Consider the following 18,460-nt stretch of genomic DNA (forward strand, 5'->3'; position numbering starts at 1 on the left):
CGATCCATGTCGGTTGATATTCGCGTGCCAACCATGGGCGAATCGGTTGCCGAGGCCACGGTAGGGCGCTGGCTGAAGCAGCTCGGCGACACGGTAACCGTGGGCGAGCCGGTCGTGGAGCTTGAAACGGACAAGGTCAACCTCGAGGCATTTGCCGATTCGGCCGGCACGATCGAGAAAATCGCTGTGCAAACGGGCGCCTCGGTGAAGGCCGGAGACTTGTTGGCAACCATTGCTTCAGATGCCACTGTTTCCGCCGAACAACCTGCGCCAGCACCGGCACCGAAGACCGTGCCACCCGTTCCGGAAGAGCCACGCCATGCCGATGAGCATCGGCCGTCGGCAACGCCGGTTGCCGCGCGGATGGCGGAAAGAGCTGGGCTGGATGTTGCGGCGATGACCGGATCGGGCACAAGCGGCAAAGTTCAGAAGGCCGATGTAGCACGTGCGCTGCAAGCGCCGCCTGCTGCGCCGGTGGCTTCCACGCCCACGGCGCTAGCAGTCCTGGCCCCGACGGCGGACCGCGAAGAGCGCGTCCGAATCACCCGGAGACGCCAGACCATCATGGTCCGCCTCAAGGAGGCGCAGAATACGGCAGCGATGCTGACCACCTTCAATGAGGTGGATATGTCGGCGATTATAGATATCCGCAAGCGGCGCAAAGAACAGTTTCTGGAAAAGTGGGGCGTCGGCCTCGGATTCATGTCGTTCTTCACGCGGGCGAGTGTTGGAGCGCTGCGTGAGTTTCCCGTAGTAAATGGCGAGATCCGCGACGGCGAGATCGTGCTGAAGCACTACTACGACATCGGCATCGCGGTGGCGACGCCCGACGGGTTGGTCGTGCCCGTTGTACGCGATGCCGATCGCAAGACCTTTGCCCAGATTGAGCGAGAGATCGGTGCGCTGGCGGCGCGGGCGCGGGAGAACCGGCTGACGCTGGACGACATATCGGGCGGTACGTTCACCATTACGAACGGTGGTGTGTTCGGCTCACTGCTCTCGACACCTATCCTGAATACGCCCCAGGTAGGCATTCTCGGTATGCATACCATTCAGGAACGGCCGGTGGTGCGTGGCGGCGAGGTGGTGGCGCGCCCGATGATGTATCTGGCGCTCTCATACGATCACCGCCTGGTAGATGGTAGTGATGCGGTTCGATTTCTTGTGCGGGTCAAGGAGTTCCTGGAGGACCCGGAACAGCTGTTACTGGCCGGTTAGGCGCAATAAGGCAGCTTGCCCGGTTGCTTCCGCAGGATAGGACAGCACAGAGCAGGATATCCGCTGGATTTGGTCGAATACAGCTTGCAAGTTGTGATGCTGTCTGCTATAATTCACGAGGGTGTGATAGATTCCGCAGCGTGATGGCATCGTGCTGCACGCTGTTGGGAGCAACGGGCGAGGATATGCTTGCCTGACGGGGTGATATGGGCTGCCGGGAGAGGTTCCGCACTATTCGGGCGCGGATGCGGCCGCACACAATCTTAACTACTGCTCGAAAGGAGCATGGCTCGATGCGAAAGCTAAAGGCTTTTACGCTGATTGAACTTCTAGTTGTCATCGCCATTATCGCCATACTGGCAGCAATCCTCTTTCCGGTGTTCGCGCAAGCACGCGAGAAGGCGCGCCAGACGGCTTGCCTCAGCAACACCAAGCAGATTCTGCTGGCGATTATCCAGTACGATCAAGACTACGACGAGATGCTTCCGCGCCTCCAGGTCGGCCCGATCAACTGGGACGGCAACATCAACACGGACGATGAAGGCATCGGCATGGAGAACGAGCTGGAGCCCTACATCAAGGCTGGTGTTACGTGGGGGCCGGAGCGCAAATCGAGCGTATGGGCGTGTCCCAGCGACAGTGTGCTCCGTGACGATTGTGATGGCGCTCCGGGGGTTGGCGTCGGCTACGACATCAGCTACGGCTACACGTATTACAATCCCGCGGACCCAACGCGCGACTACGGCGTGTTTGCTGGTGACGAGGGTGTCGATTCCCTGACCGATGCCGGCATCGGCGCGCCCTCCGATACCATCATCCAGTTTGAGTGGTGGGAACCCAATAACTACTCGCGCTTCATCGCCAACTATCGCGACAACAACGCCGATATCGCAACGTTCCCAGCGTGGCCGGGCTTCCTGAGCATCGGCAACTACTGCGGTGATGGCTACCAGTGGCACTTCTCCATCGGCGCCCACAATGGCCAGACTAACATGGGTTTCATGGACGGTCACGCGAAATCCATGAATCACACGCGCGTCATGAACACCACATGTCCCACGCCTGGCTGTTTGTGGAACGGTCTTGCACCTAACCTGATCCACTACGACGCGCAATACCACACAGACTGACGCGCGGCGCAAGGAAGTAGTACAATGGGCAAAGCAAGCCAGAAGGATAGAGGGATGCTCGGCTGTGCTGTTGTGCTGATATTGCTCGCAATCGTAGCGATTGCCTGGCAGGTGCACAGCAGCACGACTGGGCATCAGGTTGGGCCTACGATGAACATCGGTCATTCCCCAAAGCTTGACTACATGAAGGCCCACCCGGCCGGTGGGGCCGCAAGTGGCTCTGGAAAGGCCATGGGCGGCAACTAAAGCCGGAGCTCGATCAGGCCAGACCGGCCGCAGTCAAACGTTAGCAGGGTCCTTGCCGATACACCAGGCATCATGCACTTACCGGCAGGGACCCTCATCTGTATTTGTGCTCGATTCATGCCCGTATCTTCCGTTGCGCCCGGCGGCGACAGATTGCGCCGTAACCGTATCACATCGGCCGTTGCCATCGCCGCGCTCGGCTCGGTCATGCTGGCTGTGTGGGTGGCTTCTGCTTCGTGGCGTGAGCGGCAGTTCCTGAAACACGCCTCCCTGAGCCAGCTCCAGCGAGCGGCGGCGCAGCAGCCTTACGATGCGGCAGTCTATCGGTACCTCGGCATCAAACAGCGCGCCGAGGGCGATGCGGCCGCGGCGGCTAGATCATTCCAGCATGCCGCCACCATCGACCCAAACGACGAGGAAAGCTGGCTTGGCTGGTCCAGCGCTACGGCGCAAGTAACCGGAACGCGCGATGCGACCGCAATTCTAATGCTGTACCTCACTAGGCACGGGCGCAGCAGTCGCGGTCACCTGGCGCTGGCCCGGCTGTACCACCGCAACAACCTCACTTCGGCCGCTGCGGCAGAGGCCGTGCGCGCGTACCGTCTCGATCCCGCTCTTTCGGATGCCGCGCTTCTGGCCGCAGAGGACCTGAACAAGGAGCACGCGTACGAGGAGTCTCAAAGCATCTTGACTGCGGCCATAAAGGCGCATCCTGACGATTGGCGGCTGCAGCAGGCGATGGGCGATCTGCTGTTCGAAGAGAATCTCGTTCCGGATAGCATCCCGTTCTACACAAGGGCTGTTCGGCTCAGACCTCGGGAAGGAGTTGCGCTTCTAGGCCTGGGCAGAGCTCTGTTGACGGCCGGTGGCACGCAGCAGGTCCAACAGTCATTGAGCGTGCTCCAGAGCGCGGAAGCGATCATGCCTGCGGACCCCCGCGTATGGCTTGCCCTCGGCCAGAGCCTGGCGTTGAATGGCCGGCCGGCGGATGCGCGCACCCAGCTGGATCGGGCCGAGGCAGCGGCGCCGCAGAGCCTTATCGTACATTACCAACTCGCGCGCGTCGATCTGCAGCTTGGCGATCGCGCCGCTTCCGCGAAGGAGGCACAGCTCCACGAGTCTCTCCTGGCGCTTCACAATCAGCGCGTGACACTCACGGGTCTGGTAAACGCACAGCCGCGCGACGCGTCGCTCTGGCTGCGGCTGGCACAGGTCTGTGATCGACAGCGCGACATCACGGCAGCCAGGGCCGCATGTGCCGATGCTTTGGCGATTGCCCCACATCTTGGCGCCGCGATATCGCTTTCGAGATCACTCAACCGCCTCCCACCGGTTGAGACGAACAAAGGAGATTGAAGTCTTTGAAGGCAACGGCGTGCATTTGCCCTTGTCTGGCGCTCGCTGTCCTGGCTGGCTGCCATTCTACGGCTACGGGCAAGCAACCGCTGCGGATCGCTGTTGCGGCGGATGCAGCCGGTGCTGCGAGGGATATTGGGACCGCCTTTACCGCCCAAACCGGCATTCCCACGGTGGTAGTGCCCGGTGCCAGCGGCGTCCTGGAGCAGCAGATTGCCGGTGGCGCGCCATACGGCGTATTCCTGTCGGCCGACAGCTCGTTTGTCGACAAGCTGATCCACTCCGGACAGGGCGATGCGGCCTCGGCAGCCGTGTATTCACACGGCACGCTCGTGCTGGTATCACGCACGGGTCTCCCTGATGTGCGTACAGTGCGCGATCTTGCCAATGCTCGCTACCAGCATATATCGGTTGCCAATCCCGCTGTGGCGCCCTACGGTGCGGCCGCGGTGCAGGCGCTGCACACTGCGGGCATCTGGCCCCAGGTGAAGTCGCGTGTGGTGTATGCTGGGAACGTCATCGAGGCGCTTCAGCAGGTTTCTACCGGCAACTCCGACGCGGCGTTCACCAGTCTTACGCTTACCATCAATCGTAAGCCGCCAGCCATGGTCGTGCCCGCAGCGCAGTACCGCCCGATCGCCCAGAAAATGTGCGTTACCAAATACGGCGATCGGTCGCCGGCGGCCCTGCAGTGGGTGAAGGTGCTTATGAGTCGGCAGGGCACTGCCATTCTGGCTGCACATGGGCTGAAGCGATAACCTGACGGTGGATGGCGCCGCCCTGTTTCTCAGTCTGAAGGTGTCGGCCGCAGCCACCGCGATCTCCATTAGCGTTGGTCTGCCGCTCGCCTGGCTGTCCGCGCGCAGACGCGTCGTGCTCCGCCCGCTCTTCGACGGGCTTCTGCTAATGCCACTGGTGCTGCCACCCACGGTGCTGGGGTACTACCTCCTTGTTGCGCTGGGGCCAAGGAGCCCGCTCGGCATCGCGATCCACACGGTACTTGGGCATAGCCTGGTATTTACGTGGCAGGGAGCTGCCGTAGCGGCCGCCGCCGTCAGTTGCCCACTGCTGCTGCTGACCGCGCGGGCCGCATTTGCATCGATTGACCCGGACCTATTGAGTGCAGCGCAGCAACTTGGAGCGAATGAATTGCAGGCCGTATGGTTCGTGGCGCTGCCGCTGGCGCGCCGCGGCATTACGGCGGGTATTGTCCTGGCGTTTGCCCGGGCGCTGGGAGATTTTGGCGCGACACTGATGGTAGCCGGCGATATTCCGGGCGTAACGCGCACGATGCCGCTCGCCGTGTACGACGCCTACTATGGTACGTCTGGCGGATCGGCGCTCGGATTGGTCCTTCTATTGACGGCAGTTGCGTTTGTGGTGGCCGGCGCTGCCGGATGGCTTGGCGCCACTTCCAGTGTGCTGCAGCGCCGGGAGCATCGATCGCTGTAGAAGCAGGTGGTAACCACCCGCCGTCACCGAATCTCGAGCGCCTGCAGCACTGCGCTGCACCGGCTGTCGGCCTTCACCTGGATGACGATGTTGCCCTGCGCGTCTGGTTCCACACCCGTCGTCCGCAGGTCGCATGCCATTCCCGTTTGCCCCGCCGCGGATCCGGGATCCCAATGCCGCCATATCGTTTCGTTGTTAATTCGGATGTCCATCGGCCTGCGACCCGGCGTGTGGTTCCATAACTCCGCGAACTTCAAATGAACCGTGTAGAGGCCGGCTGGCAGCGGCACCCGAAAAGTTAGCAGTCGGCCGGCGATGCCGGTCTGGTACAGGCCTTGATCGTAGAGTGTTGGCGACGCCTGCGTCACCGCTCGCACGGTTCGGATTGTGTGCGCACCAGGGGGAGCCTGCGCCGGTCGCCAGATGTCACCATCCCAATCGACGTAAGGTTTGGTGGCGCCGGCATCGAGCAGGACGGCCGGCCGGAATTCCGGCAGGATCTCGATCCCCTGGACGGTTGCTTCGTGTGATACCTGCAGAGGGTCCCATCCGGTATGAAAGCCAATGTCGATCCGGCCGTTACGATTCGGAACCACATACCGAAACACGCGACTGACCGCGATATGCCGGCCGTGCGCGGCCTGGCATATGTCGAAGTTCCGCAGGCGCTGCTCACCATTGATTGACACGTCAAACGGTCGTTGAAACGACCATCGCAGTCTCGGCTCTGCAAACAGCAGCCGAACCGAGTAGATGCCATCCCCTACGGGAATGGAATATCGAAAGTCACTGCCGGATCGCCCGCGCTCGTAAAGTGCAGGCGTGGCGGGTAGTGACGGCATAGCGAATCGCGCCGCGGGCTGGCGGGCCAATCTGTGGCCGCCGCGAAACCAGCGATCGGCCGACCAACGGTTTCCGCTGCTGTCGATTACCGAGCGCCGCGAACCGCACCAAACGCGAATCGCGCGCGGCCTGCCGTCGATGGCGGCGCGCCGGCGGTAGACAATTCGCGGCATCCACGCGATTACGCAGCCGTGCGGATTCTGTGAGTGGTCCAGCGTGAACCAGATCGTGTCCCCGGCGACTACCTTCAGTTCCAGCCGGTGGGTCACGCCCTGCAGGTCATTGTTGCGGATCCGCGCCCATCCCGTCGCTGGCCAAACCTGGCGCTCGTTCAGGCTTATGCGTACGCGCAGCGTATCGCCCGTATTCCGGCGGTAATACTCCTTCATTACCCGCCCAACCACCGACACTCTGCCGCCGCGCGATGCGGTCCATCCTCGGCAGCAAGCGTCCGCATCGCCGGCGCGCTGCCAGCCCCTTCCAACTCGCGCGCCACCAGAGCCTTGCCAGTACCCCTCGGCGCCCCCCGGCTGGTTTGGCGTTCCGTTCGCGTCACCGGCTGGGCTTGCCGCCGGCGCAATCCAACTCATTTTCGTAAACTCGCCATTTGCAGACTGCGTGGCGGCAGACCAGCCGCTTCTCCCCTGGCGGCTGAAAAAGCCGCCAAGGGCACAAGCCTGCACCGGTTCCCCATCGAGACGCAGCGCAGTGACCCAATCGCTTCGATTTCCATCACCGTCGACGGTTCGCACTGCATAGTCTGCCCGCGCCCGTGCGGTGGCGGAGTGGTCGAAGAAGTAGAGGCCGGTGCTCACCGAGCCGATCACAACATGGTTGCGGCTTACCTCATACCGACTTACCCAGTTATTGTCTGTTCCTGCCGACCAGTAGATCCCCACACCGCTGTGACCGATGTTCGTCTCCTGTCGGCAATATGCTCGCCCGGGAGCGCTCGGCCGGGTGTGATCAAGGCCGCTGCCCGGGCGGTTCGGCAGGTTGAGGTAGATCAGCTCGCCGGGTGGCGTGTGCAGCAGTACGATGCCGGATTGCATCAACGATCTGCCGGTGCGGATGGTCGTTTTGCGAGTGGAGGCGAATCCGACGCGATACCTCATTCCGGGCACCAGGCCCGCCGGACGGATCGTGACGGCGCCGGATGGTCGGTTCTTCAGAATGATGCACGCGCGGGTGGCGCCATAGTTGATGCGCTCGAACACATCCGATTCGTTATCGCCTTTAACTTTTGGTCGCAGTGCATACGACCAGCGTCCCGCTACACCCGTGGCAAGAAGATAGTGGTAAATCTCCGCGATCTGCCTCAGCTGCTCCTGATCGGCCACAGAGGCATACAGGTCCCAGCATGGTGTCATCGTAAGTAGCTGGCGCCCCGTATCCGGATCGTACCGACCGCCGGTTTTGAAAGACGGCATCAAATCCATCCACTTGTCGGGAGTTTCAAGGTACGAGAGCCACGTGTTGGTCTGTGCTCCTTCGCCGGGATCGGAGAACATGTTCACATCGGCATACTCCTGAGTGCTGAAGGTGTGGCCAAAGCTGCCGCCACCATTGCACGTCTGAAAAGAGCTGCCTGGGAACCGCAGACGGAACGCGGTGATCCACGCGCGGAACATGGCGTCGGTCCGGAGGTTGAATGCCGGCAGACCATCGGTACGCCACTGAAAGTCACCCCATGCGCCGACTTTGGAGGCCATCAACCCCGGCGTGGGTAGGTGGCAAAACCATAACGCCCAGTTCATGCCCATCTTGCGCAAGTAGCGCTGCGTCAGGCTGAAGTCGGGTCCTTCCCGGCTCGGCGACCAGATGTCTGGATTCTCGCTCCAGCCGGCGTCGTCCCACAGGGTTTCCATTCCCACCGTTCGCATCATGTCCGGGAAATCCATATCGAGCTGGCCGAGGCGGCCTGTAAAGTTCTCCTGGAGGTTACGCGCGTCGTTGTACCAGGCTGTGTCCCACTCCATTCGATCTACTTTGTCGGCCTGTGAATAGCCCCATAAGTACTGGTATTGCCAGTCGTACAACCGGCGACTCATGTCGTCCAGGCTTTGATGGAAAAGGCCGAATGTGGTGACTGGAAGGTTGAATTGAATGTGCGGAAGCAGATTCAACGGGCCGGGATCGGTGACTTCACTTCGCAGTATTGGGCCACCCAAGCGGGACGGTTGCAGCGCGAACCGCCAGGAGCCGATGTAGTCCAGCGCCATGAACAGACCGTCGGGGTGATGCCCCTCACGAATTGCAGCCAACCACGGCCAATACTCACGCCCCATTTCGGATTGAATCGTCCAGGACGTAGCGCGGCTAAGCCCTTTGCTGGCCAGATCACCTTGCCCGGCGCCGTTGGTGCCGCCATGCAGCCAGTATTGACGCCACCTGGCTTGCCCAATCGCGAGCGCGGATTGAAACGGGCGAACCAACCGTACGGGAGTCATCATTGGCGACCCGTTGATCAGCGTGAGCCACGTCCGCACGACGGCAGTATGCGGAAAGGCAAGAGTGTGGAAGACCGCTTTAACCGGATAGTGATCCAGGAATATACGCAGCTCTGCCGCGGGACGCCCTCCGGCGCTCACGAGGAGCGCCTGCGAGCCTGTCACCTTCCAAACGCTTTGTGAAGGTTTGCGGGCGCGCGGACGGGACTTGATGAGTAGTACCGCGATATCCACCACGTGATAGCCACGCAAATGGCGCGCGATGCCGTGGACGGTCACAACACCATCTCTTGGCGCCGTCCATAGGCGAACAGCGTCCATCCCGGCGCCGGGATGCATCATCGTCGCGCCTACATGTGGCACATCGCCCGGAGATCGCAACCCACTGGCTTGCGCGGCGATACGCACGCGTTCACGAGCGTTCGCCTGGTACTCCACGCTGTCCAGTGGTATGAGGCGCGACGATGTGGGCATCCAAACGCAATACCGCCAGATTGGCCCCTGGTTCAGTGACGCGCCCTGCGAACTGAACGTCTGCCCGTTTCGGTATTGCACCGAAGTGATCCACTGCATCTGGTCGCCGCGATAGTCACCGTGCGGTCCTACAGCGAAGCCGATGGCGTCGCCGCGACGCACCCGGATCGGCCCGACGGCTGAGCCGGGATCGGCTGTGTCGTTCGAAGGCACAGCTTGACGCCACAGGGTAGCGGCTGGGACTTGCCCGGGCCCATGCCGGAACCGGACGCGGAAGATCGGCATCCCGTCTCCCCGGGCCATTAGCACAGGCTGACCATCGAATCGGCTGTAGAGGCCGGAGAGCGTTATTCCGCCGCCTGTTGCGTGGTAAGCGAGTGTGTATTCGGGTGAGGCAATTGACCAGCTCCTGTCATCGCTCGCGGTGGTGATATGGACATCGGCACACTGCACGATGCGCCGGTGATTCGGATGCGCAGAGGCGGCGGAGGCAAGCGTTGAAAGTGCAAGCGTGGCGAAGAGCGGGGCCGAACAAGGTCGGTACATTGCGTCTCCACAGCGAAGCCGGGCGGATGGAGGGATGGTACCCGGCCCAGAGCGCAGTTAGGCCGCATTGCTGCCCTGGTCGCGTGAAGGCGGACCGCGTCAATGCCGGAGGCGAGAACTGTAACCCGCGATTATGGCTGGAAGGGATACGGCTGGAACACGGGCCGATGAACCAAACGTCGCGGCCGTTCGGTGATCCGCAGCGTCATCGATACGTTTCGACCGGCACGTAATACGGTCGCCGGTACTTCGGCGCCGGGTCGCAGCGAAACAGACAGCGCGCGCACCTGGCTCGACGTGGTGATTATGACGCCGTTGATCGAGACGAACGCATCACCCGGCTCAATGCCGCTCGTATACGCTGGCGAACCTGGGAAGACACCGATTACCAGAACGCGTCGAGCAGCATCGAGCACGCCGTTGTGCCAATCCTCTTTTGCCTGTTCACGGGGAATCACGCCGATCCATCCCCTCTTGATGGGTTTGCCGCTCCGCAGGTCGGCGATGGTGCCCTTGAGGCTGTTGATCGGCACCGCAAATCCTGCGCTGCTGACGGGCAGGGCAAAGAAGCTGAACACGCCGTTCTGCGGTGGCGCACCCGGCGTTCCGGGCAAGGGCCGCACGGTCACGGTTGTGGACGTATCGCGGTCGCCGCCTGCACCGGCCGGTGGACCGGGTCTCGGTGGAACAGCACCGCCGGTGCGGCCACTTCTCGCCCGTGACTCGTCCCTTCCGCCGGTGGCGCCGGGTCGAGGTCCCAGACCGGCAAAAAGGTTCTGTGGGAAGTAGTGGTCACCGGGAACTGCAACTACAATTCCCACTACATCACCATCGGCATCCAGTAGCGGCGCGCCGCTTGTCCCGGCCCCTATGGTACCTGCCACCTGAATCAATGCTGGATAGAAGTGCCCGCCGGAGAATGCGCCATTGTTGCGAATGCCGCCTACCAGGTTCAGCGAGGCCGAGTTGTGTTCGCCGTTCTGGTTTCCAATAGAGATGGTGAAGTTACCGACGGCAAGGGTGCTGGAGTCGCCGAGCCGCAGCGCCGGAAGGTTGACCTTGCCCTGCAGCTGGAGCAAGCCGACATTAAGCACCGAGTCGATACCAAGAGTCCGCGCCTTCACGCGCACGCCCTGGTCGGTGACGATTACGGGATTCGTCATGCCCTCCAAAACATCGGCCGAGGTAAGCACATAGCCATCGCCGATGCAAAACCCCGTACCCGATTTTGGCGGTGCCGGCAGCGCCGGCCGGCGCGCCGGACCCGGTGGTCTTGGTGCGGCCGGCTGTGTGGCGCCGGCGGGCTGGGCAGGAGCGACTCCTGGTTGAATTGGCCGCGCTCGCTCCAGCGCTATCATGGTGATGGGTCGGTCATCGTACACGGTAACCACCGATGGCCGGCAGCGCGTTACGATCTGCGCGACATCGGCGCCGAGTTGACTTAGCAGTGATTGAGCGCCCGCCGCCGGACAAAGCGCAACCAATATGGAGCAGATAGCGCAAATGCGCGCTGCACGGCAACTTACCATGCGGTGGAATCTCCCGATTCCGGCGACCATGACGCCGTGGTTGGAGTTACGTTACCGGCGCCATAGCCGCCGATCACATAGTGGCGCTGCGGCTGCTGCTCTGCAGACATCGAGACAGGCGCCATTACGTACTCAAACCGCGACCTGGGCTCTTGCTGGCCGGCGCCGTCGAGTGACGCAAGCTCCATCTGGCTGTTGTTGCCGGGCGAGAGGCGGCTGCGCAGCGCCTTTTTGGCAGTGGCACCTACAGTTGACCGCGGGTGAAAGACGGCATTCTGTACCGAAACGTGATGACGCGTGGGTAACATGGCAAGCCGTATCGGCGGGTGCACCACGGCGCGTGGCTGTCGATGTGTGTCAGCGGCAATTACAACCTTAGGATGGCTCCGCACAGGTACGACCGCCGACGAGCCGGCTGAGTTCGGTGCAACCGTGGCGAATCTCGTTCCTCCGAAATTGTGCGTAGATGCCAACTGTGGTGCTTGTGATCGAACAACCAACAGAAGTGCGACGGCCAATGCACCGCAAAGGCTGCCGGCGCCGGTGAGGAGAATGGTACGGCGCGAATGGCCCCTCGCTGCCGGCTGTAGGTGAGGAAGAATGGCGGCGAAGTTACCGGCGCAGGTTGGCAATGGCCGCGAGCGGGCGGCGGCAAACGTTGCCGTGAGCCGCTGTTCCAAGGCTAGCTCTTGGCGGCAGCGTGCGCAGCCGACCAGATGCTCCTCCAGGCGTACTTTGCTTGCGCCGTGCAGCTCGCCGGTTGCATAGTCCCACAACTGCGGTGCAAAGTGCCGACACCGTTGCGTGCGAAGATGGATCATTGTGCGTCACCCGTGCGGTAGACCGATTCCAGCCGCTCCCTCAGCCGTTTGCGTGCCCGAAAAATCCTCAGTTTGGCGCTGGCGGCCGAAATACCAAGTATCGAACCGATTTCGCTGCAGCTCATTCCTTCCAGTTCGTGCATTACAATCAGATTACGGGCATCGTGCGGCATATTCTTAACGATGCGCATGAGAAGGTCCGCATCGTCCGCGCTTACCGTGGCATCGAATGGGTCAACTCCCCCTTCAACAGTGCGGACATACTCTGGGGGATCAACCGGATCGTACAGGACCTCAGCTCGTCGCTCCCGGATTTTGGCTCGATCACGGCAGACGTTGCTGCAAATCGTCAACAGCCACGTTAGCAGGCTGCAATCATTTCGGAACCGGGGAAACGCGCGAAATGCGCGTATGAAAGTCTCCTGGCGAGCGTCGTCGGCATCGTCGCGATCATTCAACAGGTACCAGGCATGCCGGAACACCTGCGCTCCATACTGGGCGTAGACTTGCGAGAATGCCTCGGTATCGCCGGCGCGGCAACGTACAACGAGTTGATCGTCGGCTATCCGCACGCGTACCTCTTGAACCGCGAGTGTCGTCACAAAAGCGCCCCCCGTCTTGTACATTAGACGATGGCGCGGCGGATCGGTATCGCGTAAAGTATAGACGAGCCGTTAGCGTGGAGCGTGTCGAATTCAGCACAATCCGTGTCGCAGGCAGGTGGCAACGCAAAGGAGGCTAGGGCAGCAGCTAGACCAGCGAGGCATTTTGCCATGGTGGCGCCATTATACTGCCGATACGCGTGAGTTTTGCGAGTGTTTGTTCGGAAACCTGTGGTCGCGGAGCAACTGGCCGACCGTTACCTGCCGCCAGTGGTGCTGGCCCATCCAGTCAAAGATCGCGCCAAGGGCATGCCCTGACTCGGGGCATGCAACGTGCATCAGCGTAATGTCGCCGGCACGCAGTTTCGCCCGGAAGCGATTTGCAATGAACGCCGGTGTTTTGCGCTGCTGGAAGGCGTCCAGCGAATCGAGTGCCCAGCCAATTGGCTGGTAGCCGGCTTTTGCCACCAGCTTCAGCGTCCGCTTGTCGCAGTCGCCGTACGGGAACCGGAACAGAGGCGACGGTTTGGCGCCCGTAGCGCGCCGGATAGCGCTGGACGCCTCGGTCAACTGCTGCAGCACCTGCGCGTCCGTAAGTTTCGTAAAGTGCGGGTGTGAATATGAATGGCTGCCGATCTCCATTCCTGCCTCCGCAATCTCGCGGCATGCGGCGGGGTACTTCTTGCAGAAGACGCCGGTGAGGAAAAACGTAGCGTGGTAGCCATGCTGTTGCAGCTGAGAGAGAATCGCCGAAACGCCACTGTCATCGCTGCCGGCGTCAAACGATACCGCAACTTCGTCGCCGCGCTGACGGCCGTTGAAAACCTTTGGAAGGGCTGCGGGAATGACCGCAGAAGTAAGCGGCTGTACCTTGTTTGGGTTGAGGAAATCCGGCCGCATCCCTGCGGCCGCTACGTGTGGACGCGAGTGACAGCCGGATGCCACGACGGCCAGCATCAGGCAAACGGAACCGGCAATCCGTTCCAACCCCCGTGCGTGTTTACTCGTTACCAACCTAGTTGGCCGGGCCGGGCGCAACGTTTCCGGCCAGCCGCGCTCGCAGTATCTGCAGAGCCTTGTCAAGCTGCAGGTCGTGGGTCTTATCGGTAACGCCCTTCCAGCCTGCCGGCTGGGTTACGGCAACATTCGGCAGCACGCCACCGGTACCAGGAACCTTATTCCCGTCGTTATCGTGTGTAAAGCTCAAATCGTAACCGCTTGGCGGAAAGTAGAGCTGCGTTGTGAGGCGAAGCGCACTGCCGTCATCCATCGGGAACAGAGTCTGAACTTCGCCCTTGCCGTATGTACGTTCGCCGACAACCGTTCCGGCGCCGTAGTCTTTGATCGCGGCCGTAACAATCTCGGCTGCGGAGGCACTGCTGCCGTTTGCCAGCACGACCAGTGGCATGGGATGGTAAAGCGGGTCTGGGTCGACCAGCTTCTCGTACTGTACATTGCCGGCTGCGTCACGAATGGAGATGACCGCGTTGTGATAGGCCGCGTGCATGCGGCCGCGGATAAAGACGCTGGCGACCTGTAACGCTACGTCGAGCAGGCCGCCGGGATTTCCACGCACGTCAAACACCAGCCCGCGCATCCCCTGGGCGTCCAACGCCCGGAAAGCCACGTCCATCTGCTGCATGCTTTTTTCGTTGAATTCGCTCAGGGCAAGATGTCCGATTTTGGCTTTCGGGTCTTCCATCCAATACTGAACTACGGGAGGCTCGACGAGCGCGCGCGTGATATCAAATGGCAGCTGCTTCTTATCCCGCAGGATGGTGAGATGAACGATGGTGCCTTTTGGTCCCTTAATCAGCTTGACCACGTCGTCGATGTTCTTACCGATGGCCGGAACCCCATCGACCTTGGCGATAATGTCGTTCGCCTTGATGCCGGCTTTCTCGGCGGGCCCACCCTGAATGGGCTCGGCCACCATGGTGTTCGGGCCGTCTTGTTGCAGCATCGCGCCGATGCCTTCGAAGTCACCCTGAGTGGTGATCGTCATTTGGCCCCATTCGCTGGGATCAAGGAACGTGGTGAACATATCCTTCAGGCTGGCGAGCATCCCTCGAATGGCGGCATAGGTCAACAACCGCTTCTGCTTGGCGTCGATGACCGTTCCATAGTGGTACTTGGCAAGAAGGCGCAGAGCGGTTTCGTAATTCTGCACCGGGTCGTCTGGCGTTACCTGGTCGCCGGCGTACGAAACTGCCGGATCTGCCGACTTCGTGGTAGCAAGGTCGCGGTCGTTCCGCGAAGCAAGCCGGATCGGCGCGCCACCGGCATTGCTATGCCAGTTACTGCTCGCATAGCCGGATAGGATGGAGAAGCCGAGCAGGAGCGCGGCGCCCGGCACTGCTAGAAGCGCGCCGCCACGCCACGATCGACCCCTGGTTTGAACTCGGCTGGATTCGGGTTGAGACATCGCTACGCGGCCTCCAGCACGCTGGCTGCTCGCTGCAGCGCGCCCTCGGTATCCACCAGATCGGCAGCCAGCAGAACGTCTGGCGTTACGCCCGAGGCAATGGATGCGCCGGTTTGCGTGCGCACGTGCGCCCACGCGATCTCTATTCCGGCTCCGTTCGCCATCTGTTCGTATCGCCGAATAACCGGATCGCCAAATGTTCGCGATCCCACAATGCGAGCCCCGGCATGCCTTAACGCAACTGCTGCCAACTCGGCCAGGTTGGACGTGCCGCCGTCAACCAGCACGGCAATCCGAAAGTGGTGTGACTGCGAAACCGGAATGGAAAACGGCTCGGTGTGTTTCGGCGCTGTAGCCAGCAGCGCTTCTGGTCCACCGGCGGTGAGACGAGCCAACAGAGCGCGCTCGGCACCGAGTCCATCCAGCTCGGGCGTAGTGGATGCCCACACGCCGCCTGGGTTACCACGGAGATCGATTACAAGGTTCCTGGCATTCGATCGGCCAATGGCGTCCAGCGCCACGCCCCATGCGTGTTTCGCCGCGCCATCAAACTGCCTGACCTGGAGGTACGCCGTATGCGGGTCGATGTTACGCCAAACGACTGGCTGTACCGTGGTCACGCCGGTTGTAATCGTTATCGCGGATGGAACGGTTTTACCGTCTCGTGTAATTCGGATGGAGTAGCTCGTGCCGGCGCCGGTAGTCAGCATCGACATAGCTTTGGAAATGAGGTAGCCGGAGATGAAACGTGCCTCGATGATCTTGGCTTCCGCAGCTATCTTCTGGATATTGGCGCCCGGCTGCCGCTCCTCATCCTGAAGGTGGGTGTAGTCCACGAGAGGGCTGTACGAGATAATCCAGTGCTTTCCGATATCGGTGATCCGGTCACCCGCGTGCAGCCCGGCCCGCGCCGCCGGCCCACTGGGCGCCAGATCCATTACCGTGAGGTAGCTGTAGGCCACCTTGGAGCCATACTCGGTCGCCGTGGCGCCCCGCACTTCAAGGTCTGCGCCGATGCCGTGGTACGTTCCCGACAACATCGCCGCCTCATTGATGCGCGCGGGGCCATCCATGTACCATGTTGCAGGATCATCGAGGGAAGCAACCATGGCGGTAAGCGCGCCTTTGGTGAGGCGACTGTCGGTTGCCATTTCAGGGTGAACGTACTGATGCTGAACCCGGTCCAGCACGATTTCATAGACCGCTTCAGGTGGCGTTGATGAGGGGTCCTGGTGCATCAGGCCTGCCAGACCCAACTCGGCTCCGGTCTTGGAGATTAGCCTTGCAAGCGAGTGAAACCGTGAACCCGGACGGTTCAGCGCAAATCCTACCCGCCTGCCCCACGCGAAACCGCCGACCGCCAACAAGGCGGCGGAAATGGCGATCCACCGATGTGCAGCAACTCTAGCCACGTAATACTCTCCGGCTCACGGTCACCAGGCTGTATCCTTCATTATACCGCGCCGCGTAAGAAGCGGCTGGAGCACGAGCCAAACAATACGGAATACGCAATCAAGAAGAACCCGGTGCCCGAGCCGGCAACATCGACAGAATCTCGGCCGTCGCTCCCACTGAACCCCTTCGAAGTGAGATGTCCGGCGCCATTCACAGACTACCAATTACGTATGCCCGCGAGGCAGCCGGTGCACCAACGATGTGCGACAATGGATAGCCCCTGGTGGGAGCGACGTCGCGATCTGACGGCTGAAACGCGACGCGGATGTCGTTCGTCTGACAATTCAAGCCGCAGATCGCACCGGCAACCTGGAGACTAAACTGAGATGCGAATCGTAATGGCCATCGTGGCGCTGATTCTTGTGCTGATCGTGTGGAGGGTGGTGGTCGGCTTGCTGGTCGGCGTTCTCGCTCTGGCATTCCACCTCATTATGCTGGCCGTTTTCATTGCAGCTGTGTACTATGTGTACACGCTTCTGGTTGGCAACAAGCGCAACGTGCTGTAGCAAGCGGAGAGGTTACGCCGAGCTTGCCAGTTTCAGCGGCCACCGGGCTGCCGATCCCTCGACGTCCAGCACCGGCACTATCTCGGACGTATTGACGGCGGAGCACCAGCCAAAGTCTGCGCCGAGGCCGGCATTAGCGAGTTCCGCGGCGTGGCTGGCCTCCATCAGGCTGCGCGGCACGTTTTGGTCTGCCGCCCAAATGCGGCGGCAGATAACCGCGCTGTCCGTTGGTTCCGCGCACTCCGCCTCGTCGGAACAGGCCGTGAGCTCCTCGATCAAGAGGCCCGCGGCTGCGGAGTCCTCCAGGCACGGCGTTCCTTCTCCCGAGGCACAGATTATCAATATCTGTTCAGCGCCCAGGGTGAGCGCCGCGTCCCAACAGTGACGCGCTGCCGCACGGGCATTTCTGAAGCACGCTGTAACCAGAAGCAGGGCGCTGCTGGCTGCAGCAACGGCACGCGTCCCGTTGGTTGTGCTCAGTATCGCATGGCGGTCCGTGAAGTCCTCCGTCGAGAGTTCCTCCGGTGAGTTTCCGAAATGGAAACCGGGCGGTTTGAGCCCGGCCGTCTCACCGCATAGGATGCCGCTACTGCGTGCCGCAGCCGACCGCGCCTCGTCGTGAGAAGCGGCTACGGTAACGCTTCGGCATCCGCGCGAAAACAGCACATCGATGACCGTTGTTGCGCGGAACACATCTACCACCATGCACACGCTGCCGGCGGTATTCACCGCAAGCTCCGGAACCATTGCCACATCGGTGCGCAATGGCCTACGCGTGCACGACCGCGCCATGGGTCCCGTCCGCGTGACGGTGGAGCGCGGCGGTCACCAAGCCGGCTGAGTCGGCGTCCCACAGCCAGATTCGAACCGTCTGCATCCGCTCGCCGATTTCACGAACCGTTGCGGCTAGAATCCGGGCAGAGAGCTCCGCGAACTCCGCACGCTGCTCGGGGCGCAGCCAATTTGGCGATGGGCACAAGTGCGCCGTCAAATCCGGCAGGATCACGGACCTTGCGTGCTGGCGGTATGCCCCGTCGGCGGCCGCTACCAGTCCTCGCTGAACCAACTGGGCATTCGTGGTCATGTTCTCATCAAAGATAACGGCGAGCGCCGTCCAGCGAAAACGATAGCGGGCTCCCGCGCCGAGCAGCGCGCTCCCGGGTTCCAGCGGCGCAACACGTTCCGCCTCACGCTGGATACGATCTGCGCCGAAGTCACGCGCCAGTTTCGACGCACCGGTTACCATGCGAAGGTCCGGTGCAACAGGCGCCACAAGGCAGTCTGCGCGCAGAAGGATGGGAATGTGGCGCGGCGCGTTCCATATCTCCACACGCCGGCCGTCGATCCGGAGTGTCTCTGCCGCTCGTTCCAGAATGGACAATTCATTCTCCTTTGTCGTCAGTTGGC

At 61.6% G+C, this 18,460-nt stretch carries 16 protein-coding genes; 7 read left to right on the forward strand and 9 right to left on the reverse strand.

What is annotated here, in order from left to right:
* Positions 1–6 precede the first annotated feature (6 nt).
* From odhB to modB, 6 genes are all read left to right on the forward strand, one after another.
* Positions 7–1,218 carry a 2-oxoglutarate dehydrogenase complex dihydrolipoyllysine-residue succinyltransferase gene (gene odhB, locus KGJ62_06950; GenBank protein ID MDE2126309.1) on the forward strand — a complete coding sequence of 404 codons (1,212 nt, stop codon included), beginning with the start codon at positions 7–9 and terminating at the stop codon, positions 1,216–1,218.
* A 293-nt stretch (positions 1,219–1,511) separates the two neighbouring features.
* A complete protein-coding gene (locus KGJ62_06955) occupies positions 1,512–2,348 on the forward strand; it encodes a prepilin-type N-terminal cleavage/methylation domain-containing protein (protein ID MDE2126310.1) in 837 nt (278 codons plus the stop codon).
* Between the two features lie 24 nt (positions 2,349–2,372).
* Positions 2,373–2,594, forward strand: a complete 222-nt coding sequence (locus KGJ62_06960; GenBank protein ID MDE2126311.1) for a hypothetical protein — start codon at positions 2,373–2,375, stop codon at positions 2,592–2,594.
* A gap of 153 nt (positions 2,595–2,747) precedes the next feature.
* A complete protein-coding gene (locus KGJ62_06965; protein MDE2126312.1) occupies positions 2,748–3,950 on the forward strand; it encodes a tetratricopeptide repeat protein in 1,203 nt (400 codons plus the stop codon).
* Between the two features lie 5 nt (positions 3,951–3,955).
* Entirely contained in the window at positions 3,956–4,708 is a 753-nt protein-coding gene (gene modA, locus KGJ62_06970) for a molybdate ABC transporter substrate-binding protein (GenBank protein ID MDE2126313.1), read from the forward strand.
* Between the two features lies 1 nt (position 4,709).
* Entirely contained in the window at positions 4,710–5,402 is a 693-nt protein-coding gene (gene modB / locus KGJ62_06975) for a molybdate ABC transporter permease subunit (GenBank protein ID MDE2126314.1), read from the forward strand.
* 23 nt (positions 5,403–5,425) lie between these two features.
* Here the strand turns inward: modB and KGJ62_06980 are convergent, their stop codons facing one another.
* The 7 genes from KGJ62_06980 to KGJ62_07010 form a co-directional block, all read right to left on the reverse strand.
* On the reverse strand, positions 5,426–9,715 hold the full coding sequence (locus KGJ62_06980) for a hypothetical protein (GenBank protein MDE2126315.1): 4,290 nt from the start codon (positions 9,713–9,715) through the stop codon (positions 5,426–5,428).
* A gap of 131 nt (positions 9,716–9,846) precedes the next feature.
* Positions 9,847–11,244, reverse strand: coding sequence for a trypsin-like peptidase domain-containing protein (locus KGJ62_06985; GenBank protein ID MDE2126316.1), 1,398 nt, complete (start codon positions 11,242–11,244; stop codon positions 9,847–9,849).
* Positions 11,238–12,065, reverse strand: coding sequence for a zf-HC2 domain-containing protein (locus KGJ62_06990; protein MDE2126317.1), 828 nt, complete (start codon positions 12,063–12,065; stop codon positions 11,238–11,240). The genes KGJ62_06985 and KGJ62_06990 overlap by 7 nt, the downstream gene beginning before the upstream one ends.
* Complete coding sequence (locus KGJ62_06995) at positions 12,062–12,667, reverse strand: sigma-70 family RNA polymerase sigma factor (protein MDE2126318.1); 606 nt, start codon at positions 12,665–12,667, stop codon at positions 12,062–12,064. Before KGJ62_06995 ends, KGJ62_06990 begins: the two co-directional genes overlap by 4 nt.
* Before the next feature lie 183 nt (positions 12,668–12,850).
* On the reverse strand, positions 12,851–13,654 hold the full coding sequence (locus tag KGJ62_07000) for a polysaccharide deacetylase family protein (protein ID MDE2126319.1): 804 nt from the start codon (positions 13,652–13,654) through the stop codon (positions 12,851–12,853).
* Positions 13,655–13,682: 28 nt separating this feature from the next.
* A complete protein-coding gene (locus KGJ62_07005; GenBank protein ID MDE2126320.1) occupies positions 13,683–15,092 on the reverse strand; it encodes a S41 family peptidase in 1,410 nt (469 codons plus the stop codon).
* A gap of 2 nt (positions 15,093–15,094) precedes the next feature.
* Complete coding sequence (locus KGJ62_07010; protein MDE2126321.1) at positions 15,095–16,504, reverse strand: hypothetical protein; 1,410 nt, start codon at positions 16,502–16,504, stop codon at positions 15,095–15,097.
* Positions 16,505–16,873: 369 nt separating this feature from the next.
* On the opposite strand from KGJ62_07010, the gene KGJ62_07015 reads away from it, so the two are divergent.
* Positions 16,874–17,053, forward strand: a complete 180-nt coding sequence (locus KGJ62_07015; protein MDE2126322.1) for a hypothetical protein — start codon at positions 16,874–16,876, stop codon at positions 17,051–17,053.
* 12 nt (positions 17,054–17,065) lie between these two features.
* Here KGJ62_07015 and KGJ62_07020 read toward each other — a convergent pair whose 3' ends face one another.
* Together KGJ62_07020 and KGJ62_07025 are read right to left on the reverse strand one after the other, a co-directional pair.
* Positions 17,066–17,800 carry a 2-phosphosulfolactate phosphatase gene (locus KGJ62_07020; protein ID MDE2126323.1) on the reverse strand — a complete coding sequence of 245 codons (735 nt, stop codon included), beginning with the start codon at positions 17,798–17,800 and terminating at the stop codon, positions 17,066–17,068.
* A 22-nt stretch (positions 17,801–17,822) separates the two neighbouring features.
* The gene (locus KGJ62_07025; GenBank protein ID MDE2126324.1) at positions 17,823–18,434 is read right to left on the reverse strand and encodes a hypothetical protein; all 612 of its coding nucleotides are present in this window, start codon (positions 18,432–18,434) and stop codon (positions 17,823–17,825) included.
* Between the last annotated feature and the right edge of the window lie 26 nt (positions 18,435–18,460).

The organism is Armatimonadota bacterium (assembly GCA_028871815.1).
GTDB lineage: Bacteria > Armatimonadota > Chthonomonadetes > Chthonomonadales > Chthonomonadaceae > REEB205.